Here is an 18,714-nt window from a genome sequence, read left to right on the forward strand (position 1 = left end):
CGTTTGCAGCGCAGGCGCATTGCTATAATCGGCCCACTCCGCACGAACCCCGATCATGGCCAAGAGCAAGAAGACGACGACCGAAGACGCCGACGCCGGCAAGAAGCCACGCGCGTCCGGCGTGACCTTGCGCGACGTCGCGCGCTTCGCGGGCGTTTCGTCGGCTACGGTGTCGCGGGTGATGAACAATCCCGAGGTCGTGTCCGACGAATTGCGCTCGCGCATCATGGTCGCGATCGATCATCTCGGCTGGGTGCCGCACGCCGCCGCGCGCGCGCTCGCCACGCAACGCACCGGCACGATCGGCGCGGTGTTTCCCACGCTCGCCAACGAGCATTTCGCTACCGCCATCCAGACCTTGCAGGAAGCGTTCGAGCAGGTCGGATACACGTTGCTGCTCGGCTGCTCGCAATACGATCCCGAACGCGAGCACCGGCAGGTTCGCACGATGCTCGAACGCGGCGTCGATGCCGTGGTGCTCGTCGGCGAGGCGCATCATCCGGACCTTTACGCGCTGCTCGCGCAGCGGCAGGTGCCGTTCGTGAACACGTTCGCGTATCGCGAGGGCGCGCAATCCTTGTGCGTCGGCATCGACAATCATCAGGCGTTCTTCGACTTCACGACGTATCTCATTGGACTCGGACATCGCCGCTTCGCGATGCTGTCGCAAACCGCCGACTCGAACGACCGCGCCCGCGCGCGGCGTGAAGGCGTGCGCGATGCGCTCGCCGAACACGGGCTGGGCATTTCGGCGGCGCACATGGTGGAAGGGTTCTGGGGCGCTCGTGTCGGACGCCAACTCTTCTCGCAAGTGATGGATACGCCGCAACCGCCGACGGTCGTCATCTGCGGCAACGGCTCGTTCGCGATGGGCGCGATGCTCGAAGCCATGCAGAAAGGCTACGACATTCCGAATCAGCTCAGTCTCGTCGGCTTCGACGACTTCGAACTGATGGCCGAACTGCCGATTCCGATCACGACGGTGCGCGTGCCTAGCGCGCAGATCGGCGCGGAGGCCGCGCGCATGATCCTCGCCGAGCTCGCGCAGAAGGGCAGCGCGCGCAGCGTGAAATGCGAGGCGGAGATCATCGTGCGGGCGTCTTCGGGTCCGCCGCCGAAAGCGCGTCGCGTGCGGGCTTAGTTCACTTCGCGACCGCGCGCGGCCTCCCAGATCGCGTACCACTCTTCACGCGTCAATTCGATATCGAGCGCATTCACCGCGTCGCGCATGCCATCGATGCGCTGCGTGCCCGCAATCGCTATCGGACGCGACGGCAGCCTGAAAATCCACGCATAAGCGATCGACACCCAACTCGTCACGCCACGTTCATGCTGTATCGCTTGCAGCGTCTCACGCACGCGCGCTGCGACGGGATCGCGCTCGTCGAACAATCTGCCGCCGCCGAGCGGCGACCAGAACATCGGCGTGACGCGCGCCGCTTGCAGCGCGCTGAATGTGCCGTCTTCGAGCGGCGCCGACATGAACGGTGACAGTTCGATCTGATTCGTCGCAAGCGGAATGCGTGCATGGAGTGCATCGAAATCGCGCGCCATGAAATTCGATACGCCGAACGCGCCGACCTTGCCTTCGCTAATCAGACGCTCCATCTCGAGCGCGAGTTCTTCCGCGTCCATCAGCGGATCGGGCCGATGCAGCAGAAACAGTTCGACGCGCTCGCTTTGCAACGCACGCAGCGAACGCTCGACGCTCTCCCGCACATGCGCCGCGCTGCTGTCGTAATGCTTCACGCGATGCGCGGGCCGCGCCGGCGATACCAGCATGATGCCCGCCTTGGTGATCAGTTGCATACGCGAGCGCAGACCGGGACGCAACGCCAGCGCATCGCCGAAGAAGGTTTCCGCTTCGTATCCGCCGTAGATATCGGCGTGATCGAAACTGGTCACGCCCAGTGCGACGCATTCTTCGATGAACGCCGCGAGCGTTTCGCGACTCATGTTCCAGCGCATCGCGCGCCACATGCCGGCGACGACGCGCGACAGCTCGACACCCGCCGAAAGCGTTGCGGTTCGATATTTTTCCGTCATGTTTTATGGCCGGTCACACCTTCGGTCAAGTTCGCGCGCCTTGCATCGACTTCGCGATGCGTAATACGATCACGCCACTCTCGCCGCTCTCCGGTCAGGCAGCGCAGTGCCGCTCGGTCTCAGCGGCCAAAGCCCGGCGAGTTCGGCCGCGGTGCTCTGCAACCGCGGCGCGATGGCTTCGATTTGCGCCGTCGTCATGCGCACGCTCGGACCTGCAACGCTGACCGTGCCCAGTGCCGGGCCGACGCCATTCACGCGGACAGGCACCGCCAGCGCCGAAACGCCGGGCTCCGCTTCGCTGACCGCGATCGCATAACCGCGCTGCTCCGTGAGCGTCAGTTCCTTCAGGAGATCGTCGATGGACCTGACGACGTTCGGGCCTTGTCGATCGGCATCGCCGAAGCCCATGTCGGTGACGATCTGGATGGCGCGTTCGCGAGGCATCGTGGACAGCCACGCCTTGCCCGTCGCCGTCGAATAAACGGTGACTCTTCCCGTCGCGGAACTCGGCGGCTGATAGATGAGGCCGGCAGTCGCGCCTTGCGCCTGTGCGAGCCAGACGAGCGTGTCGCCATCGGCGACGGCGAGGCGCACGAACTCGCGCGTTTCCTGCGCGAGCCGGTCGAGAATCGGCTGGCAGATGATCGGAATGCCGGTCGCCGCGTAGAACCGCTGGCCCATGACGGCGAGACGCATCGTCAGCCGATAGAAGCTCGTGTCGGGTTCCTTGGCGACCCAGCCGAGATCGACGAGCGTCGAAAGCAGCCGATGCGCGCCGCTCTTCGGCAACGACAGACGTTCCGCGATCTCTCCGAGGGGCAAGGTGTTTGCACCCTCGGCAAGAAGGCTGATTATGTCCAGGCACCGCTCTGCTGGTATGTGCGACATGGTGATTCCGGTGGCCAGGTTGAATTCAGGTCGAACGCGATAACACGCCGAGCCGGCATATTTCGAGCGCGTACACGGCGGCGTCGCGTCTCGGCCGCAATCCGGCGTCGTGCAGTTGCGGGGCATCGATGAATTCGCGCGCCCGTTCGGCGGCTTCCTCCGTCGATGCTTCGACGAGCACGATCCATGCGGGCACATCGAACGCGCGGGTGCGCGACTCTTCGGTATCGAGAAAGCTCGCCTGATCGGATGCGAACAGATGGCACGCGAGCACACCGGTCGATGACATCGCTTGCGGAAAGGCCACATCGCGCAGCCAGGCTTCAGGCGTCACGTCCGATGAAGACGCCCCGTCGATGCGGATCGCGAGCACATGACCGCCCGAGCTCTCGCCGACGCTGAACACGGGCCGGCAGACCGCGCGCGACGTGTTGCGGAAATACGTGAGCGTCTTCGTCGTCGCGGGCGTCGGCGCGTTCAGGCGCGCCATGTAGCCGGGCGAACTCATCACGTCGAGATCGGCGGCTTCGTACATCGTCAGCCATTCGGGCGAATGGCCCGCCTTGCGAAACCTCCGGCCGCGCCTGAAGCCGGCAATCGCGAGCCGCTCGGGAATATGCTCCTTGTCGTGCCATTCGTAGAACTGCTCGCGCCCCGCTTCGTCGATGTCGTTCCACACGAGAACGATGCCGCTTCCCAGCAGCGCGGCGGGCGCCATCGCGTTGCCCGCATCTTGATCTGTTTGCAGATTCATCGTCCGAGAAACTCAGGTTCGCGTTTGGCAAAGAACGCTGCGACGCCTTCGTGAAGATCGCGGCTGTCGAAGATCTTTTGCTGAACGACGGTTGAAAGCGACAACGCTGCATCGAGCGGCTGATCCTGCGCGGCATCGACGAGCTGCTTGGCGAACCGGTTCGACAGCGGGCCGCGCGCGCAGATTGCCTTCGCGAGCTCGCGCGCCGCCGGCAACGCGGAACCGTTCTCTGCAATCCGGTTGACGAGACCCCACGAGAGCGCCTCTTCCGCGCCGATGGTCGTGCCCGTGAAAAGCAGTTCCTTCGCGCGCGCAGGACCGATAAGACGCGTCAGCCGCAACGAACCATTGCCCGCGAGGCCGCCGAGGCGCGATTCGGTGAGTCCGAGCGTCACGCCCGCGCGGCACACGCGCAGATCGCATGCGAGCGCCAGTTCGAGACCGCCGCCGAGCGCAGGGCCATCGATTGCGGCGATCGTCGGCATCGGCAGGCGTGCGAGACGGCGCAACACCATGTCCTCGAACAGAATCTTCTTCTCGCTCGCGTCCGCGAAGATGTCCGCGAACTCGTTGATATCGCTGCCCGCGCAGAACGCGCGCGCCGAGCCGCCATGCACGATCACGCAACGCACATCGCCGCGCGTTTCGAGTTCGTCGATGGCCTTGTTCAGCGAGCGCAGCAGTGCGCGCGTGACCAGATTCAGCGGACCGTTCGCCAAACCGATCTCCGCGATACGGCCATCGATCCGCACGATCACCCCGCCTTCCGATGCCTCGTTCATGCCTGCTCCGCGCTGGCCCGCGGAACCTCGATGCCATGCAGCACGCCCATGCGCGCGAAATGCGCGTAGATGGTGTCCACGTAACGAGCGAACTCGGGCGCATCGCCGAGCACGATAGGCCGCGGACGCGGCAGCTCGACGACGATCTCATCGACGACTTCACCCGGCGTCGGGCTCATGACGAAGATGCGGTCGGATAGGCCGACAGCTTCCTCGACGCTATGCGTGATGAAGAGCACCGTCGGACGCCGCCGCATCCACAGCGCTTCGAGATCCATGCGCACTTGAAGGCGCGTGAGCGCATCGAGCGCGCCGAAAGGCTCGTCCATCAGGATCAGCGAAGGATCGTGGACGAGCGTGCGAATCAGCGATACGCGCTGACGCATGCCGCCGGAAAGCTGCCTCGGATACTTGTCGACGGCATGTTGCAGCCGCAGTTGCGCGAACAACTCGCGAGCGCGCGCCGCGATTTTTTCGCGCGGCAGGCCACGGATGTCGGCCTGAAGGAGAACGTTCTCCATCGCGGTTCGAAAGTCGAGCAGCAAGTGATCCTGAAACGCAATGCCGACATCGGTCACGGGCTTGTCGACGGTGCGATCGCCGACGACGATGGTTCCTTCCGAGCGCTCCAGCAAGCCCGCGACCATCAGCATGAGCGTGCTCTTGCCGCAGCCCGACGGACCGACGACGGAAACGAATTCTCCCGCCTCGATATTGATGCTGAGTGCCTTGAGCGCACGGAACGGCTTGTCGGTGTCCTCGCCAAAAATCTTGGACACGCCGTCGATGCGAATCGGCACGCCGGCCGGCGTCACGTCGTTGCTTGCGGTTGTCGGCATGATCGTTTCGGTGGTCATAATGTGATCGGGTCAGGCGGATTTTTCGACGGCGGCGAGCGGAACCTTCGAGCACAGCAGCGCCTTGGTGCCTTGCTGGACGACTTGTCCGTCCTGATTCACGATTTTCACGTCGAAGAGCGCGATGGCCTGCGTGGGCTTCGATTTGCTGTCGCGCAGTTCCTTGATCGAATAGTCGACGAACATCGTATCGCCGACGAAGAGCGGCGCGACGAACTTCCAGTCGTTGATGCCGAGAAAGGCAATCGCGGTTTCGCGTAGTTCGCCGGTACGCGCCCACATCAGGCCGTGAGCGTAGGCCAGCCCCAGCATGCCGTGCGCGACGCGCCGGCCGAACTGGCTGTTCTTTGCGTAGACGTCGCTGGTGTGCAGTTCCGAGAAGTCGCCCGTCATTCCGGCGAAGCCCACGAGGTCCGCGTCGGTGATAGTGCGTCCTGGGCTGCGAAACCGCATGCCTTCTTGTAGATCCGAATAGCGGTATCCGGTGCGTCGCTCTTCAGTCATGTTCAGGTATCCGTATCATTGTGATTTACTTGCACGCGCGCATTTGGTTCGCCGGCGGCAGGAACTCGTCGGTGTAGTACTTCTTCGGGTCTTGCCCGGCGGGAAGCAGCTTCACTTGCGACAGCAGTTCCTGCGTCTTTGTCCACGAAGCATCCTCTGCCTTGCCGACGCTCTTCGCGCCGCCGCTGCAGAACAACGGCGTGATCGCGGCAAGTTCGGCGGCAGCCAGCTTTTCGTTGACGTTCGGGAACACGGTCTTGAGATCCTTCACCGCCTTGTCGGGGTTGTCCATGGCGAAACTCCAGCCCTTCAGGCTCGCCGCGACGAACTTCCTGACGACATCCGGATTGCTCTTCAGGTAATCGTTGGTCGCGAAGATCGACGTGCTGACGGTCGGCACGCCGTAGTCCGCGAAGCGGAAGTTCACGAGCTCCGCGCCCTGCGCTTCCAGTTGAAGCTGATACGAATCCATCGAACCGAGAATCGCATCGACCTGGCCTTGCAGCAGCGCGGGCACCATGCTCGATACCGGCATGTTGATGAGCGTGACATCCGATTCCTTCAGGCCGTTTGCCTGGAGGAACAGGGGCAGCATCGTCGTTTGCGACGAACCGGAAGGCACGCCGACCTTGCGCCCGGTCAGATCCTTGATGGACTTGATGCCCGATTTCTTCAGCGCCGATACCTCGTTCGGGTTCGACTGATAGATCGTGGCGATCACGCGCATCGGCGCGCCCTTCGCGATCAGTTGGCTCACCGCGACGGCATCGGCATAGGCAAGCGAGGCGCGGCCGTTCGCGACGAGCTGCGCGGTGTTGCCGGAGCCGTTGCCCTCGGTGAGTTTCACGTCGAGTCCCGCCTGCTTGTAGAAGCCTTCCGCGACGGCCGCCGCGAAGCCTGCGTTCGGACCACCGGCAGTCCAGTTCAGTTGAAACGGAACCTCGGTATCGGCGACGGCCTTCCCGCAGACGCCCGCCGCGAGAGCGAGAGCCAGCGTGGCCGAAGCGAGTTTGCCGATGGTCGTATGCATGTGTGCGCTCCGTTTGTATTTGGATTAGTTGAATTTCGCGCGCTGCCAGGGCGTCATGGCCCATTCCGCGAACTCGACGACATAGTTGATCGCAATGCCGATCAGCGTCAGCACCGCGAGCACGGCGAACGTCAGTTCGACATCCATCGTGCTCGTGCCTTTCAGAAGCACGTAGCCAAGCCCTTTATTCGAGCCGACGAATTCGGCCACGATGGCCGCCGTCGAAGCGATCGTCGCGGATGTCTTGATGCCCGAGAAAATGACCGGCAACGCAGCGGGAAGCCGAAGAAAACGAAACGTCTGCCACGACGATGCGCCCATCGACTTCGTCAGATACAGCAGACGCGTATCGAGAATCTGAAAGCCGCTGATGCTCGCGAGCAAGAGCGGGAAGAAGGTCATGAGCACGGTCAGCAGCACCTTCGATTCCATGCCGAAGCCAAGCCACACGAGGAAAAGCGGCGCGACGGCGATCTTGGGCACGAGCTGCATGAACATGAGCGGCGGATAGACGATCTGCTTCGCCACGCGCGAGAGCGCAATGGCGAGACCGAGCGGAATCGCGGTCACGACGGTCAGGCCGAAGCCAAGCAGGATTTCGGTGAGCGTGATCAGCGAGTTCGACCAGATATCGCGCCAGTCGGTGATGATGCGTCCGAAGACGCCGCCCGGACTCGGCACGAGATAAGGCGGAATCTTGAAGAGGGGAATCGCCACCGCCCACAGGACGATGAGCGCGACGAAAGTCGAGGGCGGCAAACATAGCCAGCCGATGCGCCGCGCTCGCCGGAGAGCGAGAGAAGGCGGATTGACAGTCGTGCCGTGCGCCGATGCGTGAGCCATAAGAACGTTCCGTGGGTCGAGAACTACGTTGGTCTGCGCGGGGCGGCATTTCGTCGGAAGATTTTGCGCCGTCCGTAGATTGAATGTCGTTCAATCTTGACGACGAGGCCATTGGGACAAACCCAAAGGACAAGGCATCGACGGGCACGCTCGATTTACAGGCTATGATCTGTTTTAATGCTTAACAACTCAGAGGCTGTAAAATGGCTTTACAGATCAAAACCTGTAGGAGCACGCGATGGACTATTCGCTGAAAACACTGAGCCAGCTCAGGCCGATCCTGATCGGCTTTCGCAAGGCGGCGGGCCTCACGCAAGCGGCGGTCGCGGCGCGTCTCGGCGTTACGCAGCAGACGTACGCGCAACTCGAAGCCAATCCGGCAGCAGTGAGCGTCGAACGTCTCTTCAAGGTTCTACGCGTGCTCGACGTGGAACTCGCGCTCACGCGAGCGGAAAAGGCGAGCGAAGCCGCGTCGATACACCCGCCGCCGCCCATCGCGGCCAAGGCCACCGCCGCGCGCCCCGCACGCAAGCGCGCCACGGCCGCCGCTGCGGCCTCGAAGAAACGGGAGAACTGGTAAACATGGCGCGCCGCACGCAATCCGGCCGACTCGACCTGTGGATGAACGGCCTGCCCGTCGGGCATTGGGAAACAGGCGCGGCCGGCGAACGCCTCGTCTATCGCGACGACTGGATCGCCGATCCTCAAGGCCGTCCGCTATCGCTGTCGCTGCCCTTCACGCCGGGCAATCAGCCGTGGCGCGGGCAAGTCGTCACCGACTTCTTCGATAATCTCCTGCCCGATAGCGAGCCGATCCGCCGCCGCATCGCCACGCGATTCCGCACCGGCGGCACGGCGCCGTTCCAGTTGCTCGCGCAGTTGGGCCGCGATTGCGTCGGCGCCCTTCAAATGCTGCCGCCCGGCGAAGCGCCCGTCGATCTCGACACCATAAAAGGCCGTGCGCTCACCGCATCGCAGATCGCGCGTCTGTTGCGCAAGACCACATCGGCGCCGCAACTCGGCCAGCACGAAACGGTCGACGACCTGCGCCTGTCCATCGCCGGGGCGCAGGAAAAGACCGCGCTTCTGCGTCACGGCAAGCGCTGGCTTCTGCCCGAAGGCAGCACGCCGACCACGCATATCTTCAAGCTGCCGCTCGGGCTCGTCGGCAACATGCGCGCCGACATGCGTACATCGGTCGAGAACGAATGGCTCTGCTCGAAGATCGTCGCGGCGCTCGGCCTGCCCATCGCGCGATGCGAAATGGAACGCTTCGACGATCAGAAGGTGCTCGTCGTCGAGCGCTTCGATCGCCGTCTGTCGAGCGACAAATCGTGGATCCTGCGCCTGCCGCAAGAGGACATGTGTCAGGCCACCGGCACGCCAGCGCTGCTCAAGTACGAGTCGGACGGCGGTCCCGGCATCGAACGGATCATGGAGGTGCTCGCCGGATCGACGCACGCCGCACAGGACCGTCTTCGCTTCTTTCGCACGCAGATGATCTTCTGGATACTCGCCGCCAGCGATGGTCACGCGAAGAACTTCAGCATCGCGCATCTGCCCGGCAACCGGTATGAATCGACGCCGCTTTATGACGTGCTCTCGGCGCATCCGGTCATCGGTACGCGGGCCAATCAATTCGCCGCGCAACGCGTGCGCCTCGCGATGGCCGTGCGCAGCAAGAACGCGCACTATCTGATCGGCGAGATTCAGCGGCGGCACTGGATCGCGCAGGGGCGGCGCGTCGGCCTTGCCGCGAACGATGTCGAAACGATGATCGATGAACTCGGCGCGCGCACGCCGCACGTCATCGACGAAGTGGCCGCACGCTTGCCACGCGATTTCCCGATGGACGTCGCCGAGACGATCTTCGACGGCATGCGCCGCCTCGCGCGCAAGCTCGCATCGTGACGCGCGGCGTCACTTGCCCATGTACTTCTGCGCGAGCGCTTCGTAGAGCGGCGGTGCGAACAGCTTCGACACCTGGCTCGCAATCAGCGCGGTGGCCATCAGCGACAGCACGAGCGCGTGACCGTTGATCATCTCGATGACGATCACGAACGCCGTGATCGGACTCTGCGTGACGGCGGCGAGATAGCCGACCATGCCGAGCGCGATCAGCATCGGCAATTCCATGTTGCCGAACACGAGATGCAGCGCATTGCCGATGCCCGCGCCGATCGCGAGCGACGGCGCGAAAAGTCCGCCCGGCGCGCCCGGCAGATACGACCCGACCATCGACGCCATTTTCAGCAACGGATAGCTCGCGCCGACTTCCGTGTGGCCTTCGAGCATGCCGCGCGCTTCCGCATAGCCGCTGCCGAAGGTATGGCCGCCCGCCACCACGCCGATGACCGCGATGACGAGCCCGCACGCCGCGCCGAACGCCACCGGATGCGTCTGACGCCAGCTCACGAGACGGCCCGGCATCCAGCGCTCCGTGTTGAGCAACAGCCAGCAGAAGATGCCGCCCGCGATGCCCGTCACCACGCCGAGCAAAACGACGGCGAGCGCGAGCGATTCGGGGAAGTGTCCGGTGAGATCGATCGTGCCGAAGTAGACGTAGTTGCCTTGCAGCGCGAGCGAAACGATGCCGGCAAAGATGATCGCCGTAATCAGCACGCCGCTCGTGCGCTGCTCGAAGCTGCGCGTGAGCTCTTCGATGGCGAACACCACGCCGGCGAGCGGCGCATTGAACGCCGCCGACAATCCCGCAGCCGCACCCGCGAGCGCGAGATTGCGTTCCAGCGCGCCGCCGCGCATGTTGCGCAAGCGTGTGGGATAGAAGCGGCGCAAGCTGAACATGAGCGCCGCGCCCACATGGATGGTCGGCCCTTCGCGCCCGATGGTGAAGCCGCCGAGAATCGACAGAAACGATATGGCGATCTTGCCGACGAGAATGCGCAGCGTGAGCAGGCGCGGCCCGAGCTCGCGCTTGTCGTGCAGCATCGCGATGACCTGCGGAATGCCGCTGCCTTCGGAGCCGGGAAAGAAGCGGCGCGTCAGCCAGACAGCGAGCGCGCCGATTGCGGGCGTGAGCAGCAGCGGCAACCACCAGTAGACGGCGACGACGCGCAGAAAGGCGTCGTACCCGAAGTCGATCAGCCGTGCATACATGACCGCGACGAGCCCGGTCGCGATCGCGCCGAGCCAGAACACGCCGTAATGCAGCCACAGTCTGCGCGCGCGCAGGATGGTGCGCCGGTCGATGAATCCAGGAATGTGCATCGGGGAAGTCGCCTAAAATTTAAGGCACATTGTGACATAAAAGTTGCATCACACTTCCTGCGGACCGAACACCCAGCCGAACGATCCATAGTGCGCCTTGTGTTCTGCAGCGAGCCTGAGCAGGCACCGCTCGCCCTTCGCGGTGAGGTGAACCTGCACTTGACGGCGATCGGTCTTGTCGGTTTTGCGCGTGACGAGTCCCGCCGTCTCGCATCGCGACACCAGCGCCGCGGTGCCGTTCGGCGCGGCCTGCAGCCGTTCCGCGAGCTCGCCCACGGTGGCCCAGCGCCGTTCGGGAAATCCGCGTACATGCAGAAGCAACTGGTATTGAAGCGTCGTGATGCCGGCCGCGTTGCAGACTTCCTCCGACACGCGCAGGAACTTGCGCAGCTCGTAACGGAAGCTCGACATCGCTTCCAGATCCTGCTTGTTGATGCTCGATGACATTGGCGATCCTGATTCGAGATTGGCTTGCTCGCGGATCATACGACGCCGGCTACCCGAACACGCGTCGCCACGCCACCCGAAGGCGCCGCGCGCGGTCCTCGAACAGATACGAAGCGAGCAGCGCGAGAAGCATGGAGACGGCGCCCGTCAGCACATGCTCGACGTAAGGCAGACGATAGTGGCCCGGATGCGCATACGCGTCGCCGATCGCGGTGAGCACGCCGACGAGCGCCGCATTGCCGTACCGGTTTCCGTAGAGTTTCGCGGCGGGCGTGAAGGTCAGAAGCAGCGCGAGCAGTCCGGTCAGAAGGCCGGTCTTGAACGCCACCATCCAGTGCGCGGCGCTGGCGATATTGCCCCAGCTGCCGGGCATGCACGTCATGCATGCGCTCGTCGGCTGCCAGAAGCGTTGAACGAAGACCTTGATTCGACGCGTCCATTCGTTCCACATGATCGCCGTCCTCATCGACGCAGCGCGTCATCGATTGCTGCGAGCGCGTAAAGCAAGCCGCGCTTCCTGCCCTCTTGCGCGAGCCGCTGTAGCGCATCCGTCGACGCCGCTTTCCGGTCGCCCTTGCCATGCGCGACGAGCGCGCGCGCCCGCGCCACGACGAATGCCGAAAACGGCGATGGCTCGCGTCGCGCGTAATCTTCGAGCGCCGCAGCGTGATGCGCGGCCGCGTCCAGAAGTCCGCGATCGAGGCACGCGTCTATCGCGTCGCGCCGAAAGAGAAAGTGGTTGTGGCTCACCGCGCCGCTGGCGAGCAGAGCTTCGCCTTCCGCGAGCGCGCTGTCGAACACCGCGACGTCGTCCGTCGAACGCGCCAGCACGCCGAGATACGCGGCGCCCAGATACGTCATGCCGGTCTCGCGGCTGATCGACAGCGCCTCTTCGATATCGTCGAGCGCGTCGCGCCGGCGTCCCGCGACACGATGCAATTCCGCGCGCAACGCGAGCGCCTCGCCTTCGAAGCGCCGCGATTTCAGTTCGCGCGCACAGCGCAGCGCCGGGCCGACATGCTCCCACGCGCGATCCCACTGCGCGAGATCGTGCAGGCAGTGAAACGCCGCATGATGCGCAACCGCGAGCGCCCGCAATTGCCCGACCTTCTCCGCCGCGGCCACACTCGCGAGCGCCGCATCGAGCCCCGCGTTCGCCGCGCCCGCGAACCATGCGGTAATCGCGTGCATCGGCAGATTGGCGACTTCGATCCGTCCGAATCCGTGACGCCGGCACAGCTCGATGCAGCGGCTGAAGGCGTCGTTCGCGCTGATCATCCGTCCGCGCATGTACTGCGCGTCGCCGATTCCGCCGAGCGCGGCGGCCTCCAGTTCCGCGTCGCCCGCTTGCTGCGCGAGCGCGAGGCTGCGTTCGTGTTCGCGCACGCAGCCTTCGATATCGCCGCGCGGAAAACACAGGTTGCCGCGCAGGAAATGGATGCGCGCTTCCTCGCGCAGCAGTCCTTGCGCGGTCGCGGCCGATGCGGCGCGATTCAGATCGGCCCACGCGCCATCGAGATCGTCGATGACGCGCTTCACCGTCGCGCGCCCGATCCACGCGTGACAGCGCGCCGTGTCGGTCGTGGCGAAGCCGAGCGCGGTTTCGAACGCCGCGAGCGCCGATGTCATGTCGCCCGCGTCGTGCAGGATCGTGCCGCGCAGGCATTCGAGCGCGGCGCGGTCGCTGTCCGCATCCGCGATTTCGAGCCCGCGCGCGACGAGCCGAAGCGCCGCTTCATGCCGATACGCCGACGCCTGCACGCGCGCCGCGTCGCAATAGGCGAGCGCCGCTGCGCGATCCGCGGCGCGATCGAGATGCTCGGCGCACAGAACCGGATCGCGCTCGCCGAACCACTGCGCCGCGCGACGATGCAACGCGCGGCGACGGCTTTTCAGCAGCCCGTCGTAGATCGCGTCGCGGATCAGCGCGTGGTGGAAGATGAAGCCGGCGCCCTGGCGTCGCACCAGGCGATCCATCGACGGCGATTCGAGCGCGGCGCCCGCGCCGGTTTCATCGACGAGAAAATCGACTGCATCCTTCTCGACGAGCTGCCCGAGCACCGACGCCGCCTGCAAAGCGGTCTTGCCGGCGGAATCGAGCCGGTCGAGCCGCGCCTGCACGAGACTGCGCACCGAGCCGGGCACGCCGGATTCCGCGCCGTCCTGCGCGTGGTTCAGCAACTGTTCGAGAAACAGCGGATTGCCCGCCGCCCGCGCGATGCAGCGCTCCGCGAGATCCGCCGTCGCGCCGGGAAACGATTCGGCCATGACGCGCGCCTCGCTTGCGCTCAACGGTCCGAGATCGATGAGCGAATACGGCGCGCCGTGCGCGGCGTGCCAGGACGCGTCGAAGGTTTCGGATAACGGGCGCGCGGTCAGTACGAGCACGGCCGCGCAATCCGCCGCCGTCGCGGATAGCGCCGCGAGGTCCGCCAGCGTCGGCGCATCCGACCAGTGAATGTCTTCGACGGCAAGAACCCGCGGATGCCGGCCGCTCGCGCGACGAACGAGCCGCGCCACGACATCGCGCCGGCCGCAAACGCGCATCGCGTTGTCCATTGCCTCGAAGACCGTGCGATCCGCGAGCGGCATGGGCATGTCGAGCAGGTCTTCGAGAAAGAGCGCATCGCCTTCATCGATCGAACCGGCGGCGATCGCCTGGGCGATGCCCTGCCCTATCGTTGCGTCATCGTTCGGATCGTCGAGCGCGAGCAGTCCGCGCACGAGCGATTGAATCGCGCCTCGTCCGGTCGCCGCGCCGAAGTCGAGCACGAGCCCGCCGTGACAGACGAATCCCGCATCTCGCGCGGCGCTTTCGAACGCTTCGACGAGGCGCGTCTTGCCGATGCCCGCCTCGCCGCGCAGCACGATCGTGCGTCCATGGCCCGTCGCGCGGCACGAGCCGAGCACGGTCCGGAACGCGAGCAGATCTTCGCAGCGGCCGACCATCGGCCGGATCGGCGGCGCGTGTCGAATGCCGGCGATGCGCCATGCCGGAACCGGATCGGCGAATCCCTTGACGGACAGCGCGCCGCGTTCGACGCAATCGAGACGCTCGGCCAGATGACGCCGCACGGCCTCCGATATGAGGATTTCTCCGGTGCCGGCTGCGTCCGTGAGACGCGACGCGAGATTGACCGTGTCGCCCGTGACGGTGTACGCCCGATGCGTCGCGCTGCCCGTGCCGCTCGCGACGACCTCGCCGCCCGCAATGCCGATGTGCACGCAAACCGCGCGACCGAGCGCGCGCGACAGGCCGGGCATCGCATCGTCGATTGCGAGCGCGGCGCGCACGGCGCGTTCGGCATCGTTTCCATGCGAGACCGGCGCGCCGAAGACCGCCATCACCGAGTCGCCGACGTGCTTGTCGACATGGCCGCCATGCAGCTCCACGATGCGATCGACCTGTTCGAAGTATCCATCGAGCACGTCGAGCACTTCTTCCGCGTCGATTTCCCGGCTCATCTGCGTGAAGCCGCACAGGTCGGCGAAAAGCACGGCGACTTGCCGCCGCTCTCCTTCATCGCCCGGTTTGATGGACGCATGCGGCAGTCCGGCCAGCGCATCGAGCAGCTTGCGCCGATGCCCGACCGGCGCGACGCCGAGTTCCTTCAGGTCGTCGGCGGTGAGATTGCGCAGCACGTCGGCGTCGATGGCGTTCTCGCGAAACACCGGCTCGTACCGTTCCATTCCGAGGCTGCGCAGCCAGGCGGCGACGTCCACGATCTCTCCTGGGCGGAAGATCTGCTTCCACTCAAAAAGATAGCACGCAGCCGGACGCGCGCCATGGCTCTCACGCTCCGATCGACTGCAGCAACCGCGTGAGATCGCGCGGCTCGACGCGGATCAATCCGCCTTTCGGACTGTCGATGTCGGCGATCAGCGCGAGCGACAGCGCGACCGTCGCCGGAAGAATCGTGATGAGCAGCCCTTTGGTCAGCTTGCCCTTCGCGCCGTAGCCCTGCATCACGCAGCCGAGCAGCGCGATGATGATCATCAGATACCACGCGCCCAGCGGAATATGGTTGATGCGCGCTGCCTCCGAGTAGTCCTGCGAGTTCAGCACGTCGTTCATGCCGGCGACGACGAGCGCGCCGATGGGCGTCGGCTGATCCTTCGCCACTTGCGTCGCGAGCTGCCACAGCTCCGTTTCGACATTCGGCGTATCGCGGACGATCGTCGCGAGCGCATCGGGCGCGCGCGTCGTGTAGTTCGCCAGTCTCAGCTTCGTATAGCGGAGCAGCGCGGACTTGATCTTCGCGCCGGTCGCGGCATCGACGAGATCGGCGCGCGCATATTCGGTGCCGATCGCGTTCGCCTCGCTTTCCTCCAGCGTCTTGCGCAAGTCGTAGCGATTCACCGCCATCGAAAGGCTGAAGCCGACGAGCAGCGCAAGCAAGGTCAGCGTGGAAGTCTGGATGATGTTGAAGTCTTCGCGATCCTCCGGCGGCAGCACGGCGAAGCGCCGCAATACGTGCGCGCCGCACGCCACCGCGCCGATGAACAGCGCGAGCAGCACGACGAACAAACCTTCCGGATGATCGACTAAAACCGTCATCGGCGCTCCTTCAGCGCGCGTCGGCCACGGAAGATTCGGCGCTCGCGAGCATCGTCGCCAGCGTCGTTCCGGCGAGCGCCGGCGCGTCGACGTGAAAGAGCGCATCGCCGAGCGCCGCGCGCGCGCCGATCCGTCCGGCGAGCCATGCGCGCAAGCCCGCCTCCGGCATCACGACGATGTTGCTGCGCCGCGATGCGTCGGTTGCCGTCACGTCTGGCAGCTCGGGGACGATGTCGGGATCGAAGCCATCGACGGTCGCGCGAAAGAACCCCCACGTATCGCTTTCGACGAGGAACACGTAGAACTCCGGCAGCGCGAGAAGCTCGTCCGGCGTGTGCGTTTCCTCGATGCGCGCCTGCAGCAGATTCAGCGCATCGATCGCCGACATGCGCGCGCGCGCCGCGGCGAGCGGCCCTTGCCCGGTATCGGCGGGATCGATCAGCCCGGCCTCGATGGCCTTGCGCGCGGCGACCGCGACCGTCAGCGCCGCCGGATGACCGACGCCGAATTCGATCTTGAAGTTGCAGATGGCGCACATGTCGGCCCCTCAAGGCGTGACGATATTGAAGTAAAACTCGAACGTGTCGAGCCAGGTGAGAAACGCGCCGAGCTGCTGGCTGTTGCCGTCCACCTTGGCTTCGCCGGACATCACGAGCTTCTGCATGTTCGTCGTGCCGAGCATGATGTTGTTCAGATTCTCGCGCGTCATCGTGATCGATGCATCGGCCGCGCCCGACGTCGTGCCCTTCGAGTAATGGATCGCGCTGTTCTCCACGCCGAGCACGACCTGCTCTTTCGTGTCGGTGAGCGTGAGATTGAACGTGACGGTCTTGCCCGCCGCGCGTTCGCCATTCAGACGGATGCCGAGAAAGTCGAGGAACATGTCGAGCGGCATCGCGCGGATCGTGTCCGGGCTTTGCGGCTGCGGCGCGGGCACTTTCTGAATGCCCTTGCGCAACTCCATCGCGCCCGTCAGATAGAAATTGCGCCACGGCGCGGATTCGGCCTGATAGCCGAGCTGCTCATAGGCGTCCGCGAGCAACTGCTTCGCGGCGACGTTCTGCGGCTCCGCGAACACGACGTGATTCATGACTTCGGCGACCCATCGGTATTCGCCCTTGTCGTAGGACGCGTGCGCCTTCCTGATGACCGCCGCCGCGCCGCCCATGTATTCGACGTAGCGCTTGCCGCTTTCGGTCGGCGGAAGCCTGTGCAGATTCGCGGGTACGCCGTCGAAAAAGCCCAGACGCAAGTTGTATTGCGCGACCGCGTCGTGATAAACGGTGCCGTAATAGCTGCGGCAATACCAGTGCTTCGCGAGGCTGTCGGGCAGACGAATCGCTTCGCCGATTTCGAGCGGAGTCTGTCCCATGTTCGCGAGCCGCAAGGTCTGATCGTGGAGATACCGGTACATGTCGCGCTGCGCGCGCAGAAACGGCTGGATGCGGTCATTGCCCCACGTCGGCCAGTAATGCGAGGCGAACAGCACTTGCGCATCCGCGCCCCACATGTCGATGGACGTCTGCAGATACTTCGACCAGAGCAGCCCGTCGCGAACCTTCGCGCCACGCAGCGTGTAGAGATTGTGCAGCGTGTGCGTTGCGTCCTCGGCCGCGCAGAACGCCTTGAATCTCGGCAGGTAGAACATGAATTCGGACGGCGCTTCCGATTCCGGCGCCATCAACACCTCGATCTCGACGCCGTCGAGCGTCATCTTCTGCCCGGTCTTCTCCGCGAATATCGTCGGGAAGGCGAGCGTGATCGTGCCGACGGACGTCGTCTTCCCGAGGCCGCCATCGACGATGCCGGTCGGGCTGCGCGGCAGCAGCGAGCCGTACATGTAGCTCGCGCGGCGTCCCATCGCGTTGCCGGCGATGACGTTCTCGCCCACGGCGGCGTCGGTGAATCCGACCGGCGCGACGATCTTCACTTTCCCCGATTGCAGATCCTGATCGCTGACGAGCTCGCGCACGCCGCCGTAGTGATCGACGTGACTGTGCGTGTAGATGACGTGCGTGATCGGCTTATCGCCCAGATGCGGAATGACGAGTTGCTTCCACACCGTCGACGCGACTTCCGTCGTGATGAACGGATCCACGACGATATAACCCTGATCTCCGCGGATGATGCTCATCACCGACAGATCGTAGCCGCGCACTTGCCAGATGCCCTCGACGACCGTGAACAGGCCGTGATTCATGTTGAGCTTGGCGTTGCGCCACAGGCTCGGATTGACCGTGGGCGGCGCATTGTTGTCCGGGCCGCCGTTCACGAACGCGAACGTCTGAAGGTTCCAGGCCGGAAAATTCCCTTGGCCGGGAATCACCACCGGTTCGGGCAGCGCGGCGATCAGGCCGCGGCGCGCGTCCTCGAAGTCCTGTGCATCCGCGAAGGAAAGGAAATTGGTGTACTGCTGATTGATGTCGAGCGTCGCGCGCGTCGCCGGCTTCGACGCCGCGCCCGTCCCGCCCGATGGCGACGCGTCGGCCTGCGCCAGCGCATCGCCTACGACGCCCGACAGGCCCGTCGCCATGCCGGCGACCGCAACGTTCTTTAGAAAGACTCGACGCGCTTCTGCATCGGCTGGATGTTTCAGCTCGGACATCTCGTCTCCTGTCGGGGAATGCCGGAACGCGATGTATTCCGTCTCGGATCGCCTTTGCGATCCGCACTGAAACACACGCGTGAATAACGTCCATGTGTTGAACCGATACTGGAAAAGCGCTGGATCAACGGTGGATTAAATCTATCGTCCGAATGTTCGAATAGACGAGCGT

At 64.6% G+C, this 18,714-nt stretch carries 18 protein-coding genes; 3 read left to right on the top strand and 15 right to left on the bottom strand.

The genetic code is table 11. From position 1 onward, the window contains the following. The first annotated feature begins 55 nt into the window (after nucleotides 1–55). The gene (locus NCT05_RS33985) at nucleotides 56–1,141 is read left to right on the top strand and encodes a LacI family DNA-binding transcriptional regulator (RefSeq protein WP_250504384.1); all 1,086 of its coding nucleotides are present in this window, start codon (nucleotides 56–58) and stop codon (nucleotides 1,139–1,141) included. Here NCT05_RS33985 and NCT05_RS33990 read toward each other — a convergent pair. From NCT05_RS33990 to NCT05_RS34025, 8 genes are all read right to left on the bottom strand, one after another. Next, nucleotides 1,138–2,046, bottom strand: a complete 909-nt coding sequence (locus NCT05_RS33990; RefSeq protein ID WP_250504385.1) for an aldo/keto reductase — start codon at nucleotides 2,044–2,046, stop codon at nucleotides 1,138–1,140. The two genes, NCT05_RS33985 and NCT05_RS33990, sit on opposite strands and share 4 nt — an antisense overlap. A 69-nt stretch (nucleotides 2,047–2,115) precedes the next feature. Next, a complete protein-coding gene (locus NCT05_RS33995; protein WP_350030112.1) occupies nucleotides 2,116–3,060 on the bottom strand; it encodes an IclR family transcriptional regulator in 945 nt (314 codons plus the stop codon). Next, a complete protein-coding gene (locus tag NCT05_RS34000) occupies nucleotides 2,960–3,688 on the bottom strand; it encodes a hypothetical protein (RefSeq protein ID WP_250504387.1) in 729 nt (242 codons plus the stop codon). Before NCT05_RS34000 ends, NCT05_RS33995 begins: the two co-directional genes overlap by 101 nt. Then, nucleotides 3,685–4,470, bottom strand: a complete 786-nt coding sequence (locus NCT05_RS34005; RefSeq protein WP_250504388.1) for an enoyl-CoA hydratase/isomerase family protein — start codon at nucleotides 4,468–4,470, stop codon at nucleotides 3,685–3,687. Before NCT05_RS34005 ends, NCT05_RS34000 begins: the two co-directional genes overlap by 4 nt. Further along, nucleotides 4,467–5,309 (bottom strand): ABC transporter ATP-binding protein, encoded by an 843-nt coding sequence (locus NCT05_RS34010; protein WP_250504389.1) that lies wholly within the window; start codon nucleotides 5,307–5,309, stop codon nucleotides 4,467–4,469. The genes NCT05_RS34005 and NCT05_RS34010 overlap by 4 nt, the downstream gene beginning before the upstream one ends. Before the next feature lie 30 nt (nucleotides 5,310–5,339). Further along, entirely contained in the window at nucleotides 5,340–5,831 is a 492-nt protein-coding gene (locus tag NCT05_RS34015) for a MaoC/PaaZ C-terminal domain-containing protein (protein WP_250504390.1), read from the bottom strand. Between the two features lie 25 nt (nucleotides 5,832–5,856). Continuing rightward, nucleotides 5,857–6,861, bottom strand: coding sequence for an ABC transporter substrate-binding protein (locus tag NCT05_RS34020; protein WP_250504391.1), 1,005 nt, complete (start codon nucleotides 6,859–6,861; stop codon nucleotides 5,857–5,859). Nucleotides 6,862–6,885: 24 nt separating this feature from the next. Beyond that, complete coding sequence (locus NCT05_RS34025) at nucleotides 6,886–7,704, bottom strand: ABC transporter permease (protein ID WP_250504392.1); 819 nt, start codon at nucleotides 7,702–7,704, stop codon at nucleotides 6,886–6,888. 238 nt (nucleotides 7,705–7,942) lie between these two features. Between NCT05_RS34025 and NCT05_RS34030 the strand changes: the two genes are divergently transcribed. Continuing rightward, on the top strand, nucleotides 7,943–8,284 hold the full coding sequence (locus tag NCT05_RS34030) for a helix-turn-helix domain-containing protein (RefSeq protein ID WP_250457703.1): 342 nt from the start codon (nucleotides 7,943–7,945) through the stop codon (nucleotides 8,282–8,284). 2 nt (nucleotides 8,285–8,286) lie between these two features. Beyond that, nucleotides 8,287–9,615 (top strand): type II toxin-antitoxin system HipA family toxin, encoded by a 1,329-nt coding sequence (locus NCT05_RS34035; RefSeq protein ID WP_250504393.1) that lies wholly within the window; start codon nucleotides 8,287–8,289, stop codon nucleotides 9,613–9,615. Nucleotides 9,616–9,624: 9 nt separating this feature from the next. On the opposite strand, the gene NCT05_RS34040 is transcribed toward NCT05_RS34035, so the two are convergent. From NCT05_RS34040 to NCT05_RS34070, 7 genes are all read right to left on the bottom strand, one after another. After that, a complete protein-coding gene (locus NCT05_RS34040) occupies nucleotides 9,625–10,932 on the bottom strand; it encodes a chloride channel protein (RefSeq protein WP_250442137.1) in 1,308 nt (435 codons plus the stop codon). Nucleotides 10,933–10,980: 48 nt separating this feature from the next. After that, nucleotides 10,981–11,379 carry a MarR family winged helix-turn-helix transcriptional regulator gene (locus NCT05_RS34045; protein WP_008345341.1) on the bottom strand — a complete coding sequence of 133 codons (399 nt, stop codon included), beginning with the start codon at nucleotides 11,377–11,379 and terminating at the stop codon, nucleotides 10,981–10,983. Nucleotides 11,380–11,428: 49 nt separating this feature from the next. Next, a complete protein-coding gene (locus NCT05_RS34050; protein ID WP_008345340.1) occupies nucleotides 11,429–11,830 on the bottom strand; it encodes a hypothetical protein in 402 nt (133 codons plus the stop codon). 11 nt (nucleotides 11,831–11,841) lie between these two features. Beyond that, on the bottom strand, nucleotides 11,842–15,102 hold the full coding sequence (locus NCT05_RS34055) for an adenylate/guanylate cyclase domain-containing protein (RefSeq protein ID WP_250504394.1): 3,261 nt from the start codon (nucleotides 15,100–15,102) through the stop codon (nucleotides 11,842–11,844). Between the two features lie 70 nt (nucleotides 15,103–15,172). After that, nucleotides 15,173–15,937, bottom strand: a complete 765-nt coding sequence (locus NCT05_RS34060) for a bestrophin-like domain (RefSeq protein WP_250504395.1) — start codon at nucleotides 15,935–15,937, stop codon at nucleotides 15,173–15,175. 10 nt (nucleotides 15,938–15,947) lie between these two features. Then, nucleotides 15,948–16,475 (bottom strand): hypothetical protein, encoded by a 528-nt coding sequence (locus NCT05_RS34065; RefSeq protein ID WP_175982406.1) that lies wholly within the window; start codon nucleotides 16,473–16,475, stop codon nucleotides 15,948–15,950. Between the two features lie 9 nt (nucleotides 16,476–16,484). Beyond that, nucleotides 16,485–18,542, bottom strand: coding sequence for an alkyl/aryl-sulfatase (locus NCT05_RS34070; RefSeq protein ID WP_250504396.1), 2,058 nt, complete (start codon nucleotides 18,540–18,542; stop codon nucleotides 16,485–16,487). Nucleotides 18,543–18,714: the final 172 nt, after the last annotated feature.

Source organism: Caballeronia sp. AZ7_KS35 (assembly GCF_023631045.1).
In the GTDB taxonomy this organism is placed as follows: Bacteria; Pseudomonadota; Gammaproteobacteria; order Burkholderiales; family Burkholderiaceae; genus Caballeronia; species Caballeronia zhejiangensis.